This window comes from Pantoea sp. SM3 (assembly GCF_000963995.1).
In the GTDB taxonomy this organism is placed as follows: Bacteria; Pseudomonadota; Gammaproteobacteria; order Enterobacterales; family Enterobacteriaceae; genus Pantoea; species Pantoea rwandensis_B.
Window position 1 is genome coordinate 95,986 of record NZ_JZRD01000005.1, and the last position, 23,263, is coordinate 119,248.

Below are 23,263 nucleotides of genomic sequence, written 5' to 3' on the forward strand. Positions count from 1 at the left end.
ATTAAGGTATGAGCTTATGCAGGAAAAAAATAAGACAGGTCACTGATTTCCTGTCAAAGTGGATGTCCGAAAGCTGACTCCGTGAAGGAATGAATTCGGAATGACACACACCCGCGCGTTACCCCTTGCTCTGATTCAACTCGAAGTGCCGCCACCGCAGGTTGTGGCGCAAATTGGTGAACAACCCGTCTGGTTTATTGATGCGCTGCAACTGCAGCCTGATGACTATGTGATTGTCCGCCCGCATCTTGGCGAAGAGCTGCCGGCGTTTGATCGCGTCAGCGGCGCCATTCTCAGCGGCTCCTGGGCAATGGTCACCGACCACGCCGACTGGAGCGAGCGCACGGCCGCATGGATCCGTGGTGCCATGGAAGCCGAGCTGCCACTGCTGGGCGTCTGTTACGGCCATCAGCTGATGGCGTATGCGTTGGGCGGAAAAGTGGGCGATAACCCGAACGGATGGGAACGTGGATTGAAAACCCTGACGCAGCAGGCGCAGCGCGATCCGTGGCTGGCAACGCTGCCCGGCGAGTTTCAGGCATGGCTTTCGCATCGCCAGTCGGTGATTAGTCCCCCGCAGCACGCCGTAGTACTGGCGCAATCTGAGCTGGATGGTTGCCAGATTTTACGCTATTCCCCGCAGGCGCTGTCGGTACAGTTCCACCCGGAGTTTACCCGCGACATCATGACCGCTTGTTTACCGGCGGGCGTGTGTGATGATGGTGCGCAGGTCGCAGGTGAGGATTGGTCACGCGAGTTGTTGCGTCGTTTCTGGTTGCAAACGCGGCCACAGCCGCGCGTGCAGGCTCAGGGCGCGTAATGCCGAGTGCAGCGATAAACCCAGGCGGGCGGCATATTTTTCAGCACCCGCTGGCGCTGCCACGTGAAGTAGCGTGACAGGGTAGGTTGGGTCAATGAGGTGTATTGAAACTGGATAAATACACCGCGCGGGCCCAGCACATCGTGGACGGCACTCAGAATCGCTTCACGCGTTTCCGGCGGCAGCGACAGCAGCGGCAGGCCGGAAAAGATCACATCGTATTCACCAGACAGGTATTCGGCCGAGCAGGCACGTACCTGCATGCGCGGATCGGTCCATTCGCGCAAGCTCTCGACTAAATCCGGGCTGATCTCAAACACATCCAACTGCGCTTGCGGCGACATTCTGTCCAGAATATGCCGGGTTAACACCCCGTCTCCGGCACCCAGTTCGGCGATACGCAGGCTGTGATCCCAGCTGGCGGCATCACACATGGTGCGACACAGCGCAGCAGAGGAGGGCGTGATGCTGCCCATCTTGCGCGGGTTTCGAATAAATTGCTGAACAAAGTTCGCTTTGGCGCGCATTAACGTCAGGGCTGAAGCCAACATCTCTTTCTCCTGATGAGTATCCTGTTTCATATTGACCAAATTCATTGCGTTTGTTTCGCTTTTCGCTGCATATGCGGCAAAACTCGGAATTTTCCGCAACGAAGCGGGAGGTTGACGCGTATTTGTGATGTGCATAAATGTGCACCCTACGAAAATCGTGCATGAGGACGGTAGGGTTGCCATTTATGGCGACCGAAAACCCTGCACGATGTTCAAAGGGTTGGCATTTCTGGCGACTAAAAATCCTGCACGATGTTCGTAGGGTTGGCATTTCTGGCGACCGAAAACCCTGCGCGATGTTCGTAGGGTTGGCATTTCTGGCGACTAAAAATCCTGCACGATAGTCGAAGGATTGCCATTTCTGGCGACCGAAAATTGTTGTGACAGAGGCTTTTTCTTTAGTCGCAACCCTGGTTTAGCGCCTGTGCAAAATCTCAAATCAACAATCCCGGAATTTTCCTTCGGTGCGGTCACAGTTTCCCGCTCTGCGATCTGACAGGTTGACATTGATCGATCAATGTTAATAACAGGTTTCTTAGTTGTTATTCGCCACTCTGTCCCGCAAGGAGAAACACCATGCGTTACGCTGCTCCGGGAGAACAAGGTTCTCTCATCACTCTGCAACCGCGTTATGGCAACTTTATCAACGGCGAATTCGTTGCGCCGGTGAACGGCCATTACTTCGTCAACACGACCCCGATTAACGGTTCCACCATCGGCGAGTTCCCGCGCTCGGACAGGGCCGATGTCGATAACGCAGTCGCGGCAGCACAGGCCGCTGCGGATGCCTGGGGCAAAACTTCCCCGCAGGCGCGTTCGCTGGTGTTGCTGAAAATCGCCGATCGACTGGAAGAGAAACTGGAATATATCGCAGTCAACGAAACCTGGGATAACGGCAAGCCGGTGCGTGAAACCCTGGCTGCCGATTTGCCGCTGGCGGTAGACCACTTCCGCTACTTCGCGGGCTGCGTGCGCGCACAGGAAGGCACCGCAGCGGAAATCGACGAATTCACCGCCGCTTACCACTTCCATGAACCGCTGGGCGTGGTCGGGCAAATCATCCCGTGGAACTTCCCGCTGTTAATGGCGGCGTGGAAACTGGCCCCTGCGCTGGGTGCGGGTAACTGCGTGGTGTTAAAACCGGCTGAGCAAACGCCTTTGTCGATCACCCTGTTTATGGAAGTGATTAAAGACCTGGTGCCACCGGGGGTCATTAACGTGGTACACGGTTACGGTAAAGAAGCCGGTGAAGCGCTGGCATCACATCCGGGTATCGCCAAGATCGCCTTTACCGGGTCTACCGCCACCGGCGGGCATATTCTCGAACTGGCGGCGAAAAGCCTGATTCCGTCTACTGTTGAGCTGGGCGGTAAATCACCGAACATCTTCTTTGAAGACATCATGGATGCGGAAGAGAGCTTTATCGAGAAAGCAGCAGAAGGCGTGGTGCTTGGCTTCCTGAATCAGGGGGAAGTTTGTACCTGTCCGTCGCGTGCGCTGGTACAGGAGTCGATCTTTGAGCCGTTTATGGCAGCTGTCATGAAACGTATCAAAACTATCAAACGCGGCGATCCGCTGGATACCGAAACCATGATTGGCGCGCAGGCGTCGCAGCAGCAGTTCGATAAAATCCTCTCTTATCTGGAAATCGCCCAGCAAGAGGGCGCTCAGGTGCTGCACGGTGGTGGCGTGGAGAAAATCGGTGAAGCATTTGATAGCGGCTACTACATCCAGCCCACGCTGCTGAAAGGCGACAACAGCATGCGCGTCTTCCAGGAGGAGATCTTCGGGCCGGTGGTCGGTGTGCTGACCTTCAAAGATGAGGCAGAAGCCCTCGCCATCGCCAATGACTCGATTTATGGGCTGGGTGCTGGCGTCTGGACCCGTGACATCAACCGCGCGTATCGCATGGGACGAGCGATTAAAGCGGGTCGTGTCTGGACCAACTGTTATCACCTCTATCCGGCACATGCCGCATTTGGCGGCTACAAAAAATCCGGGATTGGCCGTGAAACCCATAAAATGATGCTCGATCACTACCAGCAAACCAAAAACCTGCTGGTGAGCTACAGCACGCAACCGCTGGGCTTCTTCTAAGCACTCAGGCAGCGGGTCATGCCGCTGCCTTTTCTCCCACATGCCTCATTCGGACTAATCCTGCCGCCATTCGCATCTACCCTATAAGGGCGTTTTCTTTCTCCCTTATTCAGGATGGTGAATCATGCGTATTGCGGCAACGCTCTCTGTCTGCCTGCTTTCTCTCTCTTTCACGGTCTCGGCGATTCCGAGTGCCATTCCCACCGGCGTCACCTATTACGATCCCGCGCGAGCCTGGAACGGTTATGTGGTGATCCCCGGCAGCGATAACCAAACACACTTAATTGATATGACCGGGCAAGAAGTGCATCGCTGGGCGTACGAAGGGTTCCCGAGCTGGCCGATACCCACTGATCGCGTCAACGGCCAGCGTGGTCATCTGCTGGTACAGCTGGAGCGTCAGAAAGATCTCGACAAAGAAGCCAGCCCCGGCAACGGCATGGTGAATGCCAGCGTGGCGGAGGTGGACTGGAACGGTGCGGTGCAGTGGCAATACGGCAGTCAGCAGCAGCCGGTGCATCAGCACCATGAAATCCAGCGGCTGGCAGACGGGAATACGCTGGTGCTGGGTGCGGCACTGCGCCAGTTGCCCGGCTACAACTATCGCATCATCGATAATACGCTGGAGGAGGTGTCGCCGCAGGGAGAGAAGCTGTGGAGCTGGTCAGTGGCCGATCACCTCAATGAGCTGGGTTTTTCTGACGCGCAGCTGGCGATGATTCGTGACAGTCAGGACGCCGACTTTTTGCATATGAATACGGCGGCACCGTTGGGGCCAAATCCGTGGTTTGATAAAGGCGACCCGCGTTTTGCCCCTGACAACATCCTGTTTAACTCGCGCAACGGCAATGTCGCGGTGATTGTTGATCGACAGACGGGAAAAGTAGTGTGGCGCATCGGGCCCGATTATCCGGCGCTCAAGCTGGATACGCCTTTGCCACGTCCGCTGGATCAACTGATTGGCGAGCACGATGTGCACATGATCGGACCGGGGTTGCCGGGTGCTGGCAATATTCTGATTTTTGATAATCAGGGCAACGCCGGATTCCCGCCCTCACGGCAAGGATTCTTCTCTGCTTCACGCGTCATTGAAGTGAACCCGCAAACTCAACAAATCGTCTGGGAATACACCGGTGAGAAGTCGGGACAGGCGATCTCCACCTTTTACAGCGCCTATATCAGCAACGCGCAGCGCCTGCCGAATGGCAACACGTTGATTAACGAAGGGCAGAGCGGCCGCCTGTTCCAGGTCACGCCGCAAGGTGAGATTGTCTGGGAGTACGTCAGCCCGTTTTACGGCAAAGCGATGCCGCGTGACCACTACCGCGGTAATACGGTGTATCGCGCTTATATGGTGGATTACCGCTGGGCACCAGAAGGGACAGCGCACAGTGAGAAAGCGGTGACGGCGGATTGCAGCCGTTATCCGGCGTTACCGGGGTGTCCGGCGCTCACCTCTGCACCGTAAGAAATGTGCGTTACTTCTTTAATCTGACTGTCATTTGGCCGTGCCAGAGTGCCTGCATCACGAATACAGACAATTCCGCTACATTTAAGCCGTGTCTTGACGATATTAAGCAGTAGGGAATCTAAGATAGTGCGCCATTTTAAGGAGATAACATGAACACACTGCATAAATTTCAGCAGCAGCATGATGAAGTGCTGGATGCCGACGATCAGCACATCATCACGGTGAATCTGCCGGGCCGTCAGGCGATTTACGTGATTGGTCAAAACGATGATGATGCCGATATGCTGCTCGACGTACAAATCGGTGCGATGTAAGCGCCGCGTAGTGCTCACCCCATAAAAAAATCCGCAGCCCTTAAGCCGCGGATTTTTTGTTTAGCACGGCTTAAAGCCTTACTTCACACAGGCAGAACACTGGTTGTGGATCTGCTGGAAGAAGTCGTTGCCTTTGTCATCCACCAGGATAAACGCCGGGAAGTTCTCGACTTCAATCTTCCAGATGGCTTCCATTCCCAGTTCCGCGTACTCCACGCACTCCAGACTCTTAATACTCTGCTGCGCCAGCACCGCTGCCGGGCCGCCGATGCTGCCGAGGTAGAAGCCGCCGTGTTTATGACAGGCATCGGTCACCTGTTTGCTGCGGTTGCCTTTTGCCAGCATCACCATGCTGCCGCCATTTTCCTGCAGCAGATCAACGTAAGAGTCCATACGACCCGCGGTGGTTGGGCCAAGTGAACCAGAGGCATAACCTTCCGGGGTTTTCGCCGGGCCTGCGTAATACACCGGATGATCTTTGATGTACTGCGGCAGACCTTCGCCGTTGTCGATGCGCTCTTTCAGCTTGGCGTGGGCAATATCACGCGCCACGATAATGGTGCCGTTCAGCGACAGGCGAGTTGCCACGGGATAGGATGACAGCTGCGCCAGAATGTCACTCATCGGGCGGTTAAGATCGACATTTACCACTTCGCCTTCGCCCTGCTGACGCAGTTCTTCCGGGATATAGCGGCCTGGGTTATCTTCCAGTTTCTCGATCCAGATGCCTTCACGGTTGATTTTGGCTTTGATATTACGGTCAGCCGAGCAGGACACACCCATGCCGACGGGACAGGACGCGCCATGACGTGGCAGACGCACCACGCGAATATCGTGGGCGAAGTATTTACCGCCAAACTGTGCGCCAAGGCCCAACTCTTGTGAGGCTTTCAGCAGCTCCTGCTCCAGCGCGACATCACGGAACGCCTGACCGTGTTCGTTACCTTCGGTCGGCAGCGAATCGTAGTAGTGGGTCGATGCCAGCTTCACGGTTTTCAGCGTGCTTTCTGCTGAGGTGCCGCCAATCACAAACGCGATATGGTACGGCGGACAGGCTGCGGTGCCGAGCGACATCATCTTATCGACCAGATAATTCTTCAGCTTGGCCGGGGTAATCAGCGCTTTGGTTTCCTGATACAGGTAAGTTTTGTTGGCAGAACCGCCGCCTTTGGCAATGCACAGGAATTTGTACTCGTCGCCATCCACGCTGTAGAGGTCGATCTGCGCCGGCAGGTTAGTGCCCGTATTGACCTCTTTGTACATATCCAGCGCCGCGTTCTGTGAGTAACGCAGGTTGTCTTCGATAAAGGTGTTATAGACGCCTTGTGACAGTGCGGCTTCGTCGCCACCGCCAGTCCAGACGCGCTGACCTTTTTTGCCCATGATGATTGCCGTGCCGGTGTCCTGGCAGGTCGGCAACACGCCTTTGGCGGCGATTTCCGAGTTACGCAGGAACTGCAGGGCAACGTATTTGTCATTCTTGCTGGCTTCGTCATCCGCCAGAATCGCGGCAACTTGCGCCTGATGCGAGGCGCGCAGCATGAATGAAGCATCATGGAATGCCTGCTTCGCCAGCAGCGTCAGGGCTTTAGGATCGACTTTCAGCACCTCTTCGCCATCGAAGTTGGCTACTGAGACGTAATCGCGGCTCAGCAGATAGTATTCGGTATCATCTTTGGCGAGAGGAAAGGGATTCTGATAATAGAAGGGTTTGTTCGACATGTTGGCTCACTTAGCTTCGTGTCGCCTGTCAGAGTGGCAGGTGACAAATTAGGCGATTTGTTTTTTGATTTTCTCTCACCAGCCCTCCGCAAGGACTGACTGGCGAGCATCATAACACTTTCACGGCTCTGCGCGGCTCCGATTTTAACATCGGAGCAACATCATCAGAACATCATCACCATCCATGGGTAGGCAATAACCATCAGAGCAATCAGGAAGATAGCGCCAAAGATGGTACCGAGACGCCAGTAATCTTTGGTTGGCAGGTAGCCGCTACCGTAGTAAATCGGGCTTGGGCCGGTGCCGTACGGGGTGATAATACCCATCACACCTAAGGATACACACATCATCAAACAGAACACTGGCATGTTGATGCCCGGAATCGAGGCGGCGATTGTCAGCATCGCCGGCAACAGCGCAGTGGTGTGCGCCGTGGTGCTGGCGAACAGGTAGTGCAGTAAGTAGAAGGCAACCAGCAACACCACCGCCGAGACTTGTGGGTCATAACCTTGCAGCAGTTGCGCACCTTCTTTACCCAGCCAGGCGATAAAGCCCACACGCGCCAGACCATCCGCCAGAGCGACCAGGGTGGCGAACCAGGCAAAGGTATTCCATGCCGCTTTGTTGCTGGTGATATCGTTCCAGTTGAGTACACCGGTCCACAGCATCAACACGATAACCAGCAGGGCAGCCATCGCCGGTTCAATCCATGCTGCAGCGAAGATCCACATCATCAATGCTGAGACCACAAACACCAGCAGCAGGATTTCGTTGCGTGACAGCTTGCCGAGCTTCGCCAGTTCAGCTGTCGCCCAACGTGGCACTTCGTCATTGACCTTCACTTCTGGCGGATAGAGCCAGTAAGCCAGCAGCGGCATGGTGAGAATCAACAGCACGCCCAGTGGCAGGAAGGCGAGGAACCACATGCCCCAGGAGATTTCGAAGCCTACCACGCTTTTCACCAGCGCCAGTGCCAGCAGGTTAGGTGCCAGCGCAGAGAGGAACATCGAACTGGTGATACAGGCAGCGGTGATGGCAACCCACATCAGGTAAGAACCAATCTTACGTGCGCTCGGGTCATTTGGTTTTGAACCGTACAGCGGCGGCAGGTTGGCGATAATTGGGTAGATGGTACCGCCACTGCGCGCGGTGTTAGACGGCGTAAACGGTGCCAGTAACAGGTCAGCGAAGGTGATGGCGTAACCGAGCGTCAGGCTGCGACGGCCGAGATACTTCACCAGAATCAGCGCCAGGCGGCGTCCGAACTGGGTTTTATCGTAGCCGGCGGCAAACATGAAGGCACCGAAGATCAGCCAGACGGTGGAGTTGCCGAAGCCACTCACTGCCCATTTGAACGACTGCGCCGCCGTTTTAAACTTGGGGTCCGCCAGTTCGGCCGGGCTAAACAGCACCCACTGGCTGAACAGCGCTATCACCACCACGCCGGTCAGGCCGATAACCGCACCTGGCAGCGGCTCAAAGATCAGCCCGACAATCACGCCAACGAAGATAGCAAAGAAGTGCCATGCGTAAGGTTCCAGCCCGGCAGGGGTAGGAACCAGCAGCAACAGCACCGCCACAATGATCGGCAGGCACAACATAATCAGGCGATTCTTTTTCCCCGGCGCCGCAGGAGGCACTACGGGGGAGGCACTCTGGGTTGTTTGTGTGTTCATAGTTTTGTCTGCAAGTTAGGAAGAATGCGATTGATTGTCACGAACACACTGTTCTTTATGCGTGCAGCAGATGAGTCGTGACAATTTAAATTTTGTGCTTTGATGAAACTTTGCTTTGCAAATTCGATACGCGAATTATCAATTGAATGCAGCTAAGATGCGATTAATTAAAATATCTCTTTTGATCTAGATCAATAAAAAATATGCACTGTTTTTTAATTTTTATCTTTTGCTTTTTATTTAACTTTCTGTCTGCTGTGGATTAAACGCTACAAACTATCGAAACGCGAAAAATCGAGCAAAATGAGGCGGGTTGGAGGCTTTTATCTTTATGATAGTACTGCATTTGTTTTAAATGTAAGGAAAAAGTTGATTTTTGTCAAGTCTTGGTTAAAACTTAGCGGAGCGCCTATTCTGGCAATGAACATCAAATATCATTTCCAAACGTAAAACTTATATAACTAACATTCTGGGTTATGTAACTAAATAAAATGGTATATTTACGCCATGAAATCGGACCACTTAAATAATTATAAAGCCGCGCCGAACCGCCAAAGAATTGAATACACAATTTCTTAATTCTGGAGTTGCTCATTATGAATAAGCTCACCCCAATCCTTAACCCGCTAACGCTGCCGAAAGGTGCGGTGCTGAAAAACCGTCTGGTGATGGCCCCGATGACCACCTGTACCGGCTATTTTGACGGCGGTGTCACCAGCGATCTGGTCGAGTATTACCGCGTACGTGCGGGCAGTATCGGTACGGTGATTGTTGAATGCTGCTTTATTGATAATCGTGGCCCTGCTTTCCCTGGCGCGTTGGGTATCGACAGCGACAACAAAATTGCCGGGCTGGCGAAAATCGCCCATGCGATCAAATCTGAAGGTTCAAAAGCCATTCTGCAGATTTACCACGGTGGCCGCATGGTGGAACCGGCGTTGATTGGCGGTAAAACCCCTGTTGCACCGAGCGCTATTGCTGCACCGCGTGACGGTGCCACCAAACCGCAAGCGCTGACCGCCGAAGAGGTCGATGTGATGATCACCAAGTTTGGTGATGCGGTAAACCGCGCGATTAAAGCCGGTTTTGACGGTGTTGAGATCCACGGCGCAAACACCTATCTGATCCAGCAGTTCTACTCCCCTAACTCCAACCAGCGCGACGACAAATGGGGCGGCAGCCGCGATAACCGCGCACGCTTCCCAATGGAAGTGCTGGAGATCACCCATAAAATGGCCGATCGCTTTGCGGCGGCAGATTTCATCATCGGTTATCGTTTCTCACCCGAAGAGCTGGAAGTCCCCGGTATCCGTTGGGATGACACGATGTATCTGCTGGAAAAACTGGCGGCGCGCGGTCTCGATTACGTGCACTTCTCCGTCGGCCAGCTGCTGCGTCCATCCATTGTCGATACCAAAGATCCAACGCCACTGATCACCAAATATCTGGCCGAGCGCTCTGCCACGCTGGCGAAAGTGCCGGTGATTGGTGTGGGCGGAGTGGTGAATAAAGAAGATGCCGAGAACGCGCTGGAGCACGGGTTTGATCTGGTGGCGGTCGGTAAAGCCTGCATCGCCTATCCGGACTGGGCGGATCGCATCATCAAAAATGAACACATGGAACTCTACATCGACAGCACCAAGCGTGAGGCGCTGACGATTCCAGAACCGCTGTGGCGCTTCTCGCTGGTGGATGCGATGATCCGCGACGTCAGCGACGGCCATCGCAAATACAAAGCCGGGGTTTACCAGGCGAAAGTCGAAGCCGAAGCGCTGAAACTGAAAATCAACGTGACGCTCGACACGGACCGTATCACCGATATCTCACTGGTGCCGGACCCCAGTCTGGATGTCGATTTCACCAGCACCTTCGAAAGCCTGCGTGAACGCATTTTGGTGGCGAACAGCCCGCACGTCGATGCCATCACCGGCGCCACTACGCAGAGTGAGGCGCTGAAAAAAGCGGTATCCCGCGCACTGACCACCTCCAGTAAAGAGTATGTGATTGAAGAGGGCGGTAACCCGAACGCACCGGTCAATTATGACGTGGTAGTGGTGGGCACGGGCGGTGCCGGTCTGGCGGCGGCGATTCAGGCGCACGATGACGGCGCACGCGTGGTGATCATCGAGAAGATGCCGACCATTGGCGGTAACACCATCAAAGCCTCGGTGGGCATGAACGCCGCTGAAACCCGCTATCAGAAACTGAAAGGCATCGAAGACAGCAAAGAGCTGTTCTACGAAGAGACGCTGAAGGGCGGTAAATTCAAAAACAACCCGGTGCTGTTGCGCGAGTTTGTTGAGCAGGCGCCAGAAGCAATTGAGTGGCTGGCCGCGAAAAATATCGAGCTGTGCGACATCACCATTACCGGTGGCATGAGCATTGACCGCACGCACCGCCCGGAAGACCGTTCTGCCGTCGGTGGTTTCCTGATCAGCGGTCTGGTGAAAAACGTCAACCAGCGTGAAATCGAAGTGCTGCTGGAGACCTCCGTTTCAGAAATCCTGGTGGAAAACGGTGTCGTCACCGGCGTCAAAGTGGTGGATGAGTACAACGACAGCCGCATTCTCAATGCGAAGAGCGTGATCGTTGCCACCGGCGGTTTCAGTGCCAACCGCGAGATGGTGGTGAAATATCGCCCTGAACTGGATGGCTTCGTCACCACCAACCACAAAGGTGCCACCGGTAGCGGTATCGCCATGCTGCAGAAAATTGGCGCGGACACCGTGGACATGGGCGAGATCCAGATTCACCCAACGGTTGAACAGACCACTTCTTATCTGATCTCTGAAGCGATGCGCGGCGGCGGGGCGATTTTGGTCAGCCAGGCCGGTAAGCGTTTCTACAATGAGATGGAAACCCGTGACAAAGTCTCTGCTGAGATCATCGCACTGCCAGAGAAAAGTGCATGGATCGTGTTTGATGAGCAAGTCCGCGCCAACAACAAAGCAGCCGACGAATATATCGCCAAAGGCTTTGTGATTAGCGCACCGACGCCGCACGAACTGGCGGTGAAACTCAACATGGATCAGGAAGCGCTGCAAACCACACTCGGCCGTTACAACGAGTTTGTGGCGAAGCAGGATGATGAAGACTTCGGTCGTAAGACGGCGCTGCGTCACCCGCTGAACAAAGGCCCGTACTTCGCCATCCGCATCGCCCCGGGCGTGCACCACACCATGGGCGGTGTCACCATCAACACCGATACCGCGGTGCTGGATGCACAGAAACAGGTGATTCCAGGTGCCTGGGCAGCCGGTGAAGTGGTGGGCGGTATCCACGGTGCTAACCGTATCGGTGGTAACGCGGTGGCGGATATCATCATCTTCGGTATCAAGGCCGGCCACAATGCGGCTAAACTGGCGTTAGGAAACTAATTAACGTTAATTACCCCAAATATTGCGTACCAGAGTAAGGCGTTAAAGTGTGAATTCCGGTGACTGACAAGCGTCGGTCACCGGGTGACATGCACAAGGCACTGGCGCGCAATATGGCGGGTAAACGAGGCTCTATGACCGAAGGCGTCTACTCTTACTCCGCTGTTCTGATGGGTTCTCCCATTCTGCTTAAACTGTTCGACGATAACCCCACCTTAGCCCGTCAGGTCTTTCAACTTATCAAGCAGCAAGAAAACCTGTTCACCGTTAATCGTGCTGAATCCGAAGTGATGTCAATCAACCAGGCGGCGGGTCGCCATGCGGTGCGCGTCAGTGAGGCCGTGTTTCGGCTAATCAGCGTGGCGCATGCCGTCAGTGTGTCGCCCGGCAGCGCGTTTAACTTCACTATCGGCCCGGTGGTGAAACGCTGGAAGATTGGTTTTCAGGGCCATGCCGTCCCTCCCGCTGATGAAATAGCCGCACTGCTGCCATTGACCGATCCGCACCAGGTGATCCTCAATGAGGAAGATCGTTCTGTGTTCCTGCAACAGCCGGGCATGGAGATCGATCTCGGGGCCATCGCCAAAGGTTATATCGCTGATGTGGTGCAGGCATTTTTACGCCAGCAGGGCGTGCCGCAGGCGTTGATCAATCTCGGGGGCAACGTGCAGACGCTCGGTGCACCGCCGCATGAGCCACAAGGCTGGAGCATCGGCCTGAAAAAGCCGTTTGGACGCGAGGATGAACTGCTGGGTGTATTGCAGGTGCAGGGTAAATCGGTGGTGACATCGGGGATTTACGAGCGCTATTTCGAACTGGACGGCAAGTGCTGGCACCATATCTTCGATCCCCACACCGGCTATCCGCTGGATAACGAGTTGCTGAGCGTGACGGTGATTTCCGATCGTTCTCTGGATGGTGACATCTACACGACGTTGCTGTACGGCATGGGCGTGGAGCAGGGGCTGGCCTATCTGGCCGACCAGCCCGATCTGGATGCGGTGTTTGTGACGCGCGATCGACAGATCATCTGCTCTTCACCGCGCCACTTCCAGTTCCAGCAGCGCGATTTCGCCTGGCAGCTGCGTTACTGACAGTATTGCTGCAACAGCGAATGGTATTCCGGCTGTAAACGATAGCGATACACCGGACGGCCCGTTGCACCGTAGTGAATGCTGGTGAACAGAATATTAATCTGCGCCAGCCAGATCAGATATTTACGGCATGACACGCGCGAAATATTCACTTCTGCCGCCAGCTCATCGGTGGAGAACTCATGGCCGGGATGGGCATCAATCCACTGACACAAGGTACGCAGCGTTTGCGGCGTTAAGCCTTTCGGCAGGCGCTTGTTGTCATGCTGCGTTGCCGGGTTGCCATGGATCAACAGATCGACATCAGACTGCTGATAATAGTGCTGATTATCCATTAACGACTTCTTCTGCTGCCAGCTGGTCAGCGCCTCTTCAAAACGCGGGAACTGGAACGGCTTGATCAGATAATCCACCACGCCATAGTGCAGCGAGGTTTTGATGTTCTCGGCATCGGCAGCGGATGAAATGATGATCACCTCGACCGAACTCTGGGCTTTGCGCAGTTCCGGCAGCAGATCGAGGCCATTCTCTTGCTGCATATAGATATCCAGCAGCACCAAGTCGATCGGGGTGTCGCTGTTGAACAGAATCTCTTTGGCTTGCTTCAGGGTCGAAGCGGTTCCACAGCAGTGGAAGCCCTGAACCTGGCCGATAAACGAGCGGTTCAGTTCAGCGACCATGGCGTCATCATCGACCACTAACACATTGATCATGCGGATTGGTTTCCTCCATCCCAGGGAAGTTGTACTAAAAATTGGGTAAAGACGCCGGGTTCTGACTCAACGGTCACGCCGCCACCGAGGTTTTCCGTCTGCTGTTTCAGCAGGAACAGGCCCACGCCACGGTTCTCTCCTTTGGTGGAGAACCCTTTATCAAAAATTGTCGCGAGATTGGCAGGCTCAATGCCGGGACCATCATCACTCACTTCACACGCCAGCCAGCCATTTTGATAGTGCAGCATCACATGGATCTCGCCTTCGGTCTGCTCGCTGAGCGCATCAATGGCGTTCTCCACCAGATTACCAACCACGGTGATCAGGGCCGCCATCTGGTCTTCGTTGCCGCTGTCTGGCACAAAGCTGGCATCGCTGATGGTCAGGCGATGACCGCAATCCGAGGCGCGATTGATCTTGCTTAGCAGGAAACCGGCAATCACTGGTGACTTGATGCGATCCAGCAAATAGCCAATCTCAGTCTGGTAATTATTGGCGGTTTTCAAAATATACGCTTCCACCTGCGTATAGTTTTTCATGTGCAGCAGGCCGAGGATCACGTGCAGTTTGTTCATGAACTCGTGCGAGCGCTCCCGCAGCGCATCGACGTAGTTTACCATGCCCGTCAGTCGCTGCATCAGTCGGCTGATTTCGGTCTTGTCCCTGAAAGTACAGACCGCGCCAATAATACGTCCCTGGCTGCGCACCGGCACTGTATTGCACAACAGCAACCGTCCATTCACATTCAGCTCTTCATCACGACGCGCACGGCCGCTGTGTAGCACATCTCGCAGGTGTTGGTTGATGACCGAGGCATCATCAATTCCCTCATTATCGATCATGCCGCTAGACGACGGCTCATTGAGCAGGGTACGCGCGGCCTGATTCACCAGCGTTACCTGCGCCTGATCGTCCATCGCCACCACGCCCTCTTTGACTGAGTTGAGAATCGCCTGACGCTGCTCAAACAGAGTGGAAATCTCGTAGGGTTCGAGGCCGAATAAGATGCGTTTCAGCACGCGCACCAGCACAAAGGTGCCAATCGCGCCCGCCAGCGTACCAATCAGGATGGTCCAGATAATGCTCCAGCGGCTTTCGTTGATCTGATCGGTGACGGCATCGAGGGAGATACCAATCGCCACTACACCGATTTGCCGATCCTCCGCGTTATACACCGGCGTGAAGACGCGCAGCGCTTTTGCCAGCGAACCTTTGTTCACCGAGACGTTTTCATGGCCGCGCAGGGCAGGCCCGATGTCCTCGCCGATAAAGTGCTTACCGACCAGTTCCGGATTGCGATGAGAATAGCGGATACCGTCCATATTGGTGACGGTAATAAACAGCAGATTGTTGCTCTCTTCCACGGCTTTCGCGATGGGCTGAATATTGGCATTGGCCACCGGCTGCGTCAGCGCCTGCTGAATCTCCGGCGATCTTGCCAGCGTGCGGGCCACCGCCATGGCCTTATCTTCCAGCTGGGCGCGGGTTGAGGCACCAATCTGGAAGAAATAGAACATGTGCACACTTAGCAGCACCAGCACGATCACCGCGCTGAGCATCAGCGTCACCAGCGTGTTGAGTTTCATCGGCCGCTTGCGCGCGGGGATTGCGGGTTGAGGCGTGGTCATCATCGCTCCCTGAAGAGAAGAGGGCGCTATTATGACGGTTAAATGCAAAAAGGTCGTCATAAATGACGACCTTTGATGGCGATGGATGCGGTGTTTAACAGCCGCATCTCAAGGGCAGAATCAGCCCTGTTTCACGCGATTGGCAAAGCTCTTACGCAGCTTCTGCAGTTTCGGTGGGATCACCGCCATGCAGTAACCGTTACGCTGACCGGCGCCATCCCAGTAATCCTGATGATAATCTTCCGCCGGATACCACTCTTTCAGCGGCTCGATGGTGGTGACCACCGGCACGTTGAGATCGGCTTGCGCACGCGCAATTGCGGCAATCGCTTCGGCTTCCTGCTCTGGGGTCGCCGGGAAGATCGCTGAACGATACTGAGTACCGACATCGTTGCCCTGACGGTTCAGCTGTGTTGGATCGTGCGTCGCAAAGCTGATGTCCAGCAGATCGCCGTATTTCACCTGCTCGGGATCGAAGCCGACGCGGATCGCTTCAGCATGGCCGGTGGCACCGCTGCACACCTGCTCATAGGTTGGGTTCGGGCGCTCCCCGCCGGTATACCCACTTTCGACTGACTCCACGCCAATCACATCTTTGAACACTGCTTCGGTACACCAGAAACAGCCACCGGCGATCACCGCATATTCGGTTGCCATTGTTATTACTCCTGTCAGGTCGAAAGCGTTACTGTGAGGGCGCTCGAAGGCGAATTCAAGCCGCTTAAATTAACATTTCTGGCTTAAAATCATGGTGCTTGTCGAGCACGCTATGACTCATAACGGTAAAACGTCCTTCGCCAGTGTAGTGCAGCGTCGGCGGAAATTCCGGTTTATCGGCCACGTGCGCTTTGACGATTTCGAAAATAAAGAAGCTGTAGTTATTCACCATCGAATCGTCATACAGCTGGCACTCAAAGCTGGCGAAGCACTCATCGATCAGTGGCGCATTCACCACTTTTGCCGGTTCTGGCGTGAGGTGAAAGGCATCGAACTTATCGAGGCGATCGCCATGGCAGTTACCAATCGCCACCACGCTATCCACCCAATCCGCCGAGGGGATGTTCATCACGCACTGTCCGCTTTGCCGAATCAGCTCATGGCTGTAGTTGCCGTTGGCGATCATGCAGCCCACCAGTGACGGCGAGAACTCCAGAATGGTGTGCCAGCCGAGCGTCATGATGTCGTGGTGATCTTCAAATTGCGAACTCAACAACACCACCGGACCAGGTTCCAGATACTTCCGCGCCTTGCTGACCGGAAAGTCGATTTTATGCAGGCGTTGACTCATCATGCGTCTCCTTATTTTTGCAGAGATAGCGTAAGTGTAGATGCCAGGCTTTACTGGACCGGCATTTAACGGCATGGTAGAGCGTCATTTTATCTGGAGCTGGTCAATGGAATCTGCGTCTGTGTCCACATCTCGTCCTGTTTTGCATCTGCTGTGCGGCAAAATCGCTGCCGGAAAATCAACGCTGGCACATCAACTGGCCCAACAGACCGGTGCGGTGATTATCAGCGAAGACGCCTGGCTGGCGCATCTGTTCGCCGAAGAGATGCAGGATGTTGCGGACTACGTGCGTTGTGCGGGCAAGTTGCGTAATGCGATGACGCCACACCTGATCGCCCTGCTACAGCGCGGCGTGTCAGTGGTGCTGGATTTCCCGGCGAACACCGTCGGCCAACGTCAGTGGATGAAGGCGGTGATCCAGAGCGCACAGGCGGAGCATCAACTGCACTTTATCGATGTGCCCGATGCGCTGTGCAAGAGCCGTTTGCATGCGCGTAATGCAGAAGGTGAGCATGACTTCGCGGCGACCGATGCGCAGTTCGAGGTGATCAGCAGCTACTTCGTCGCACCGCATGCGGATGAAGGGTTTAATGTGGTGATGCACGGTTAAGACTGACGATGACTGGCTGGGTATTTGCGCCAGTCAGCTTGTAACGTCCCTGCAAAATCTCCGGCTATTTATTGAGTTGATTGATGATTCTTTTGAGGGTGTTGTAGGGGCCTTCCAGCGTGACCTCGTTGTCATCGTTGCGTATATAAATGCGCTGGGATTTGAATCTTCGGTATTTCGCTATTTTAAGCTCATAATCACCTTGCTCAGTTTGCTGGTAATGGTACTTCTTCAGAACTGAATCCAGGTCGCTCAAGCGAATGGGTGACTTAATCCTCAGCGACGCAATATTGGTAAACCAAAAGCTTGCTGCAAGCCCGCATAACATACCGGTAAAGCCGCCGGTGATATTGCCATGAGTTAATTGGGGCAATAGCCATTTAATCACGGCTGAAAAGAATAGCCCGGTGAGAATGAAAAAAACGATCCTGAAACTGTCTTTTTGCCATTGCTTTATCAGGCTAAGGCGATGAAGTGAATAGTGAAGTTTCAATTTTTGATTCCTTTCAAAATGTGCATCCATTCTTGATTGTAGCGTTATCCGTTGCTTACTGACGAATCGTTATGCCGCCTTTTCCAATATCTGTTTTGCCTGCGTATATTCCCAGGACGTGATTTCAATCTTGTTGCCACTGAGATCGCTGAAGTAAAGGGACATAGAGACATCGTGGTCACTCGCGGTATAAGCGATTTTTTTCGACTTGAGGATAGGTATGAGTTCGAGAAACGCTGACGCCTCCACGGCGAAAGCCATGGTGTGGCCTGGGTGCTGGGATTTTCTCAGGAAGAGGGAAAGCGATGCGCCATCATTCCTGATAACCAGCGGCCCTCCTTGTTCAAACCAGAAGTACAGCGAGCTATCGCGGGTGAAGCCAAGGATTTCCTGATACCAGCGTTCGGCTTTTTCGATATCGTCGACGTAGACGTGGATATGGTCGATTTTGGTTATGTTCATATAGCTCGATCCTTATTTGTGCTTTGGCGATGTTTGCTGAAGAATTTGCGAGATACAACTATCTGAGCACAGCACAACACGGGATTTACCATAATGTTTTGGGGCGTATTTATGTTGGTAAGGTGGCGGCTGGCTTGGTGGTGAAGGTCCGCTGTGAGCGAGAGTCAGACCAAAGTTGTTAATATTAGAACTTGCAGTTGCACAGTGGTAAAGCCTGAAGTCAGATGCTTACAGGCGCTCCGCATTTGGCAGCCTGTCTTTCTCCACTAGTTTCAGGTCTGATATTAGGAAACCGACCGGTTCATTTGGCGGAATATCTTGGCGAGTGGCCCTGCATGGGTCTGTGCCCTCAGTTTTTAGGCTGCATGAACGTTTATTGCATTCATAGGGAATGGAGGAAATCTGGATGTTAAATTTCGCATCTGATGATCTGTGTTAAAGCTGCTATAGCCCTGTTTGTACTAATGTAATATTGACTATTTATCACACAGGTGGTAATCATTTGTTACATTCATAATATAACAGGCAGTTTATGACTCTTCTGGTGACAGCTGAATGTGTTGACGATCTATTAAACGATGTACATCAGGCGATCCTGACTGACGGACTCTGGAATACTCCCACTAAAGGAGCAAATATTGAGATTCTGGGAGCCTACCTGATTCTCACCGATCCTCGCCGCAGAATAAGCAGGACAGAATCCCGCGGTAAAATTGTCAGCTGTCTTGGGGAATTGCTGTGGTACCTCTCAGCCCAGAACGATCTCGATTTCATCCGGCACTTCATACCTCGTTACGTAAAATACGCTGAATCCGATGGCAGAATACACGGGGGATATGGTCCGAGGTTATTTAAGATGCACGGGCTGTATAATCAGCTGGAAAATGTTATCAGTCTACTGCATAAAAAAAGAAGTACTCGACGCGCACTTATACAACTATTTGATGCCTCAGATCTTGTTACAGATAATCCAGAACAGACAGAATATGCCGATATTCCGTGCACGATATCGTTGCAATTTATTGTCAGACAAGACGCACTGCATCTTTTTGTCAGTATGCGCTCGAACGATGCCTTTATGGGCTTACCCCATGATGTGTTTGCCTTCACGATGATGCAGGAACTGGTCGCCCGCCTCACCGGGTGCAAACTGGGGCATTATCATCACTTCGTCTCAAGCCTCCATATATATGAAGAACATTTTGAACAAGTAAAAGCGCTACAGCGAGAAGGCTTTATGAGTACCTTTCCGGTGATGGGTGATATGCCTGAAATTAAATCCTTAAAAGACATTACAGTTATCCTTGAAGCAGAAAAGGCTCTGCGGGAAAACAAGGAATTTGATATTGATACTATGCCCCTGAATGACTACTGGAAGGATCTGCTGCGCGTGATAAAGACCCATTTTTTGTTGCGTTCACATACGTCGGCACACGATGAGTTGGCCCGCCAGGAGCTGACTGCACTGAATAATCAGGAATACCGATTTATTTTTGACGGGAAAATTTAATGAATAGACACAGTCAGGCCAGCCAGCTTGTCGCCGCTCTTCGAAAATTCAGTCATGATGAACATGTCTTGAACGGACTGAGTTCTCCGGCTCACTATAATGTATTAGCCTGTCAAATTATCGACAGTATTCGCCGTATTCGCTATATGGCAACTCTGACATCACGAACCGATTATATGGATCCGCTAAGACAAGAGCCGAACTCAGATTTATTTGATCCTCTTCGTGCTGCGTGTCTGCACCTGCGTGACAATAATTATGACGAAGCCTGCTGGTTAGTTTTCCTGGCCACGCATTTTGGCCGGAGTAATAAAACTGGCTGGGTATTGTGCCGCGATATTTACAGTGGACTGGGTACCCAGACGTGGACATGGGATGCCATAACGGATGACTTTGATGCTTTTGAACAGTGGTTTGCCAGTGTTTCTGATGAGCTGACTTTAAAAAGCAGTATTAGGCAGTATGGTAACCATCGCAAATATGAAACGAAAAAATATCATTCACGTCGTTCTATACCTGTCGTTTTCCGTTCTTATCTCGGATTCATCGGAGCAACATACAGCCACGAGGCCCGTTTTGCAGAAGCAAGAAGCCTCGCGGCTACACCAGCTACTCTTTTCGAATTGCTGTATTCAGGCCTGAATGCGGTGGTTTCATTCGGACGAACCGCCCGATTTGATTACCTGACTATGCTAAGAAAAACCGGGCTTATCGAAGCAGAACCGGGGCATGCTTTTTTGAAGGGAGCTACCGGCCCTCTTCAGGGAAGCCGGCTGCTGTTTAGTAACAGCCGGAGCGCGGGTGACAGTCTAGATACTCTGAATGATAAACTGGCAGAGCTTGCCGAAATTATCCCTGCACCTTATCTCAGGATGCAGGTCATTGAAGACGCGCTGTGTAACTGGCAGAAGTCACCTGATCGCTACGTCTATTTTGGCGGCTGACTTATACAATATCTTCTTTACTGAATCTCACCTTAAGCCGGTTAAGGTGAGAAAAAGGAATGTTGCCCTCATGTTGTAAGTACCCGAGGACAATCCCTTTTGATACGCCCATTTTCCGGGCCGTGCGGACGATGTCTCTCCAGTGGCGAACACTATAGCGCCTGAGCTGCTGCCTATATTCTTCCGGAATGAGGACGTCTACCGCAAACGTATCGGCTTCTTTTTCCTCTTCTGTCGTCAGGCCTTCTTTACCTTCCGCACGGACCCGCACAGCCTCATGCAGAATGAGATGACCGATCTCATGAAACAGCGTAAACCAGAAATGGTCATCGGTGAGATAGCGGAAACTCATGACCAACGTGGCGCGGTCTGGAGTGAAAAAGCAGGTGGCACCACTGGCTCGGCATCCCCTAGGTGTTGGCAGCACGATCAGCGAAACCCCGGCAGTCGCGAGAAGCCTGCGAATATGGGGGATAAAAATGCCCATATCAGGTTCGTTTGTTGCTCTGCGAAGTTCAGGCAAAAGCGCCTTCAGCGCCTTTTTATTCCATTCTGCGCAGACCTGTTTTGCACTCAGCTGTTCTGCCCGGGTCAGCCATACCAGATCGGCGACAGGCTCAGTCGTCAGATTCAGTGATTTACGAAAGGCGACCAGTGGAGCATCAGAATGTATTTTGTGAAAAAACTCTCTCACGGAGTGTATACCGAAGAACGACAGGCAGTGCCGAAATTTACTTTCCCGCGTTGTGGTTCTCGGGATCCAGCCAAACTCCATCATGTCGCGCACGGGCAATGATTCCAGCCAGTCGCTGTTCACTTTTTGGATATGTTCTATTTGCTGGCGATAAGCATCTTCGCGCCTGATCCAGAAGTCCGTCGATACGCTGAACAGCTCTTCGAGTTTGTCGGCCAGGGACGGATTAAGTCGGAGTTTCCCTACAAGAAGTTGCTGGCCCCGATCAAGTGACAAGCCTATCTTCTTACTCAGCTCTTCATCAGAAATCCCGTGTTCATCCATCAGATCTATAATCGTATCACCAGGTGGAGATACCCAGTCAGGCTGGAAGTCCTGCGTTACCATCATTTCACATCACCTATGAACACTAACCGTATCCGGCTGACTTGGGACCAGTTGATCGTATTGTCTTGATTTTTGGGCTGAACAGTATTCCCGCAAACAAATCCCATTTTTTTATCGCCCAAAAGGGTGATTGTAATACACTCTTCCCCTTCCTCAAAGCATACCTCTGGCGAACCGACGGGCAACGACAATATGTTGTCCGCTACGATGATATCGGATAGGCGTGCGCGTAGCTTGGATGCCAGTTTTTCACCAAGGTTCTCATTTGCATTGTGCATACTCTCACAAAGAGCTCTTAACTTTTTGCTTTGAAAGGTAATGAACAAGGTTATCCACTTTTAATTTTTATCATTGTTACGTTTATAGCAAACTTACCTTTCAATCACAAAATACGATGCGCCATCGCAATGGACTCAACTTATATTTAATGTTAATGATAGCGCTTAAAATAAAGGATACGTAGCGGGAATAATGAAAGATAAACATCAAGAAACCGAAGCACTGAAAGATGTGTTGGCTGAAATGCAACGGCAGGATGCCAAATGGGGAGCAGACCGCAATCTTGATCCTTTCATTTGGGGTGCCATCCTTGGGGAGGAAGTGGGAGAGTTTAATCAGGCCGTACTCCATGATCGTTTTGGGGGAAAAGCAGCCGGTACCAGCAGAGAAGAAGCGGTGCAGATTGCTGCGGTTGCGCTGCAAATCATCGAATATTACGATCGCGTACAAACCCGCTGACCGAGGATCATCACCGACCATTGTCCTCCTGGCATCGCCTCCTCTTTTTTCTGCGCTCCTTGACCTCGAGGAATGAGTGTTATCTTCTTAAGACGAGTATGGACGTCATGCTCGGTCCATAGAACACTGCCCTGTGTTAAGCCAGCATGCCATCATATGGTCTGCAAGCCTTTGACGGGGCCCCGCCCCCAGTAAGATTTTCTTTTTTTCGGTCATTCAGCCCCAAGCATTCTCAATTTTCTGCAGACACTCATTGCACAAATCAGTCCGGGCCACACCGGGACCTATCCTGTTGACCAGGGATTAACTGTCGATCATAACTAAGTCATTAATTTTTTTTGAAGAAGGGCCTTCTTGTGTAAGGCTGTGAACAATAACCATTGCGAGCTCATCTTGCCTATAAAGTTTTCTAGGCCACTCATCGTATCAAATTACTGCTTTCTAGGTGGTCAGTCGGGACAACTGACTTCGTGCCACGACGTAGTAATGACCGTCACAACCATTACTCCGTCCAGCAGCGTGGGTCTTTAAATTAGCTTGCAAAGTTTTGGTCTCAGAGCATTTTTAAATGCAGCAACCCCCGCTTTTCTGCAAGATATATTCATTTGAATTTTATTTCACAAACAAAGACATAACTAAAATATTTATTTTATTTCCATGCCTCGCCCTAAAAA

The 23,263-nt window shown here is 52.7% G+C and carries 21 protein-coding genes; 10 read left to right on the forward strand and 11 right to left on the reverse strand.

Going from position 1 to position 23,263, the window contains the following annotated elements; genetic code table 11:
- Positions 1-100 precede the first annotated feature (100 nt).
- Entirely contained in the window at positions 101-820 is a 720-nt protein-coding gene (locus VI01_RS02780; protein ID WP_038647485.1) for a glutamine amidotransferase, read from the forward strand.
- On the opposite strand, the gene VI01_RS02785 is transcribed toward VI01_RS02780, so the two are convergent.
- Positions 808-1,371: a class I SAM-dependent methyltransferase gene (locus VI01_RS02785; protein WP_038647483.1), complete on the reverse strand. Its 564-nt coding sequence runs from the start codon at positions 1,369-1,371 to the stop codon at positions 808-810. The genes VI01_RS02780 and VI01_RS02785 overlap by 13 nt on opposite strands.
- 576 nt (positions 1,372-1,947) lie before the next feature.
- On the opposite strand from VI01_RS02785, the gene VI01_RS02790 reads away from it, so the two are divergent.
- The 3 genes from VI01_RS02790 to VI01_RS25545 all read left to right on the forward strand — a co-directional run bounded on the left by VI01_RS02790 (position 1,948) and on the right by VI01_RS25545 (position 5,253).
- On the forward strand, positions 1,948-3,468 hold the full coding sequence (locus tag VI01_RS02790) for an aldehyde dehydrogenase family protein (RefSeq protein ID WP_045813910.1): 1,521 nt from the start codon (positions 1,948-1,950) through the stop codon (positions 3,466-3,468).
- Between the two features lie 124 nt (positions 3,469-3,592).
- A complete protein-coding gene (locus tag VI01_RS02795; RefSeq protein ID WP_045813911.1) occupies positions 3,593-4,936 on the forward strand; it encodes an aryl-sulfate sulfotransferase in 1,344 nt (447 codons plus the stop codon).
- A gap of 152 nt (positions 4,937-5,088) precedes the next feature.
- Positions 5,089-5,253 (forward strand): hypothetical protein, encoded by a 165-nt coding sequence (locus VI01_RS25545; RefSeq protein WP_167540449.1) that lies wholly within the window; start codon positions 5,089-5,091, stop codon positions 5,251-5,253.
- Between the two features lie 78 nt (positions 5,254-5,331).
- On the opposite strand, the gene fumA is transcribed toward VI01_RS25545, so the two are convergent.
- Together fumA and VI01_RS02805 are read right to left on the reverse strand one after the other, a co-directional pair.
- Complete coding sequence (fumA, locus tag VI01_RS02800) at positions 5,332-6,975, reverse strand: class I fumarate hydratase FumA (RefSeq protein ID WP_038647479.1); 1,644 nt, start codon at positions 6,973-6,975, stop codon at positions 5,332-5,334.
- Between the two features lie 164 nt (positions 6,976-7,139).
- Positions 7,140-8,651: an anion permease gene (locus VI01_RS02805; protein ID WP_045813912.1), complete on the reverse strand. Its 1,512-nt coding sequence runs from the start codon at positions 8,649-8,651 to the stop codon at positions 7,140-7,142.
- A 596-nt stretch (positions 8,652-9,247) separates the two neighbouring features.
- Here VI01_RS02805 and VI01_RS02810 point away from each other — a divergent pair.
- Positions 9,248-12,028, forward strand: coding sequence for a flavocytochrome c (locus VI01_RS02810; RefSeq protein ID WP_045813913.1), 2,781 nt, complete (start codon positions 9,248-9,250; stop codon positions 12,026-12,028).
- Positions 12,029-12,162: 134 nt separating this feature from the next.
- Positions 12,163-13,122: an FAD:protein FMN transferase gene (locus VI01_RS02815; protein WP_045813996.1), complete on the forward strand. Its 960-nt coding sequence runs from the start codon at positions 12,163-12,165 to the stop codon at positions 13,120-13,122.
- Here VI01_RS02815 and dcuR read toward each other — a convergent pair.
- The 4 genes from dcuR to VI01_RS02835 all read right to left on the reverse strand — a co-directional run bounded on the left by dcuR (position 13,116) and on the right by VI01_RS02835 (position 16,751).
- Positions 13,116-13,835 (reverse strand): two-component system response regulator DcuR, encoded by a 720-nt coding sequence (gene dcuR / locus VI01_RS02820; RefSeq protein ID WP_045813914.1) that lies wholly within the window; start codon positions 13,833-13,835, stop codon positions 13,116-13,118. The genes VI01_RS02815 and dcuR overlap by 7 nt on opposite strands.
- On the reverse strand, positions 13,832-15,463 hold the full coding sequence (locus tag VI01_RS02825; RefSeq protein ID WP_045813915.1) for a sensor histidine kinase: 1,632 nt from the start codon (positions 15,461-15,463) through the stop codon (positions 13,832-13,834). The genes dcuR and VI01_RS02825 overlap by 4 nt, the downstream gene beginning before the upstream one ends.
- Before the next feature lie 120 nt (positions 15,464-15,583).
- Positions 15,584-16,120 carry a peptide-methionine (S)-S-oxide reductase MsrA gene (gene msrA, locus VI01_RS02830; RefSeq protein ID WP_038647471.1) on the reverse strand — a complete coding sequence of 179 codons (537 nt, stop codon included), beginning with the start codon at positions 16,118-16,120 and terminating at the stop codon, positions 15,584-15,586.
- A gap of 64 nt (positions 16,121-16,184) precedes the next feature.
- A complete protein-coding gene (locus tag VI01_RS02835; RefSeq protein WP_045813916.1) occupies positions 16,185-16,751 on the reverse strand; it encodes a flavin reductase family protein in 567 nt (188 codons plus the stop codon).
- A 106-nt stretch (positions 16,752-16,857) separates the two neighbouring features.
- Here VI01_RS02835 and VI01_RS02840 point away from each other — a divergent pair, with 106 nt between their 5' ends.
- Positions 16,858-17,361: an ATP-binding protein gene (locus VI01_RS02840; protein WP_045813917.1), complete on the forward strand. Its 504-nt coding sequence runs from the start codon at positions 16,858-16,860 to the stop codon at positions 17,359-17,361.
- Positions 17,362-17,425: 64 nt separating this feature from the next.
- Here the strand turns inward: VI01_RS02840 and VI01_RS02845 are convergent, their stop codons facing one another.
- Both VI01_RS02845 and VI01_RS02850 read right to left on the reverse strand, forming a co-directional pair.
- A complete protein-coding gene (locus tag VI01_RS02845; RefSeq protein ID WP_156149328.1) occupies positions 17,426-17,854 on the reverse strand; it encodes a hypothetical protein in 429 nt (142 codons plus the stop codon).
- A gap of 69 nt (positions 17,855-17,923) precedes the next feature.
- Entirely contained in the window at positions 17,924-18,316 is a 393-nt protein-coding gene (locus VI01_RS02850; RefSeq protein WP_045813919.1) for a VOC family protein, read from the reverse strand.
- Positions 18,317-18,848: 532 nt separating this feature from the next.
- Here VI01_RS02850 and VI01_RS02855 point away from each other — a divergent pair.
- Together VI01_RS02855 and VI01_RS02860 are read left to right on the forward strand one after the other, a co-directional pair.
- Complete coding sequence (locus tag VI01_RS02855; protein WP_045813920.1) at positions 18,849-19,826, forward strand: thymidylate synthase; 978 nt, start codon at positions 18,849-18,851, stop codon at positions 19,824-19,826.
- The gene (locus VI01_RS02860) at positions 19,826-20,770 is read left to right on the forward strand and encodes a hypothetical protein (protein ID WP_045813921.1); all 945 of its coding nucleotides are present in this window, start codon (positions 19,826-19,828) and stop codon (positions 20,768-20,770) included. The genes VI01_RS02855 and VI01_RS02860 overlap by 1 nt, the downstream gene beginning before the upstream one ends.
- Position 20,771: 1 nt before the next feature.
- Here VI01_RS02860 and VI01_RS02865 read toward each other — a convergent pair whose 3' ends face one another.
- Both VI01_RS02865 and VI01_RS02870 read right to left on the reverse strand, forming a co-directional pair.
- Entirely contained in the window at positions 20,772-21,854 is a 1,083-nt protein-coding gene (locus VI01_RS02865; protein ID WP_045813922.1) for an ImmA/IrrE family metallo-endopeptidase, read from the reverse strand.
- Complete coding sequence (locus tag VI01_RS02870; protein WP_045813923.1) at positions 21,851-22,177, reverse strand: hypothetical protein; 327 nt, start codon at positions 22,175-22,177, stop codon at positions 21,851-21,853. The genes VI01_RS02865 and VI01_RS02870 overlap by 4 nt, the downstream gene beginning before the upstream one ends.
- Positions 22,178-22,322: 145 nt before the next feature.
- On the opposite strand from VI01_RS02870, the gene VI01_RS02875 reads away from it, so the two are divergent.
- Positions 22,323-22,589, forward strand: a complete 267-nt coding sequence (locus tag VI01_RS02875; protein ID WP_045813924.1) for a MazG-like family protein — start codon at positions 22,323-22,325, stop codon at positions 22,587-22,589.
- Positions 22,590-23,263: the final 674 nt, after the last annotated feature.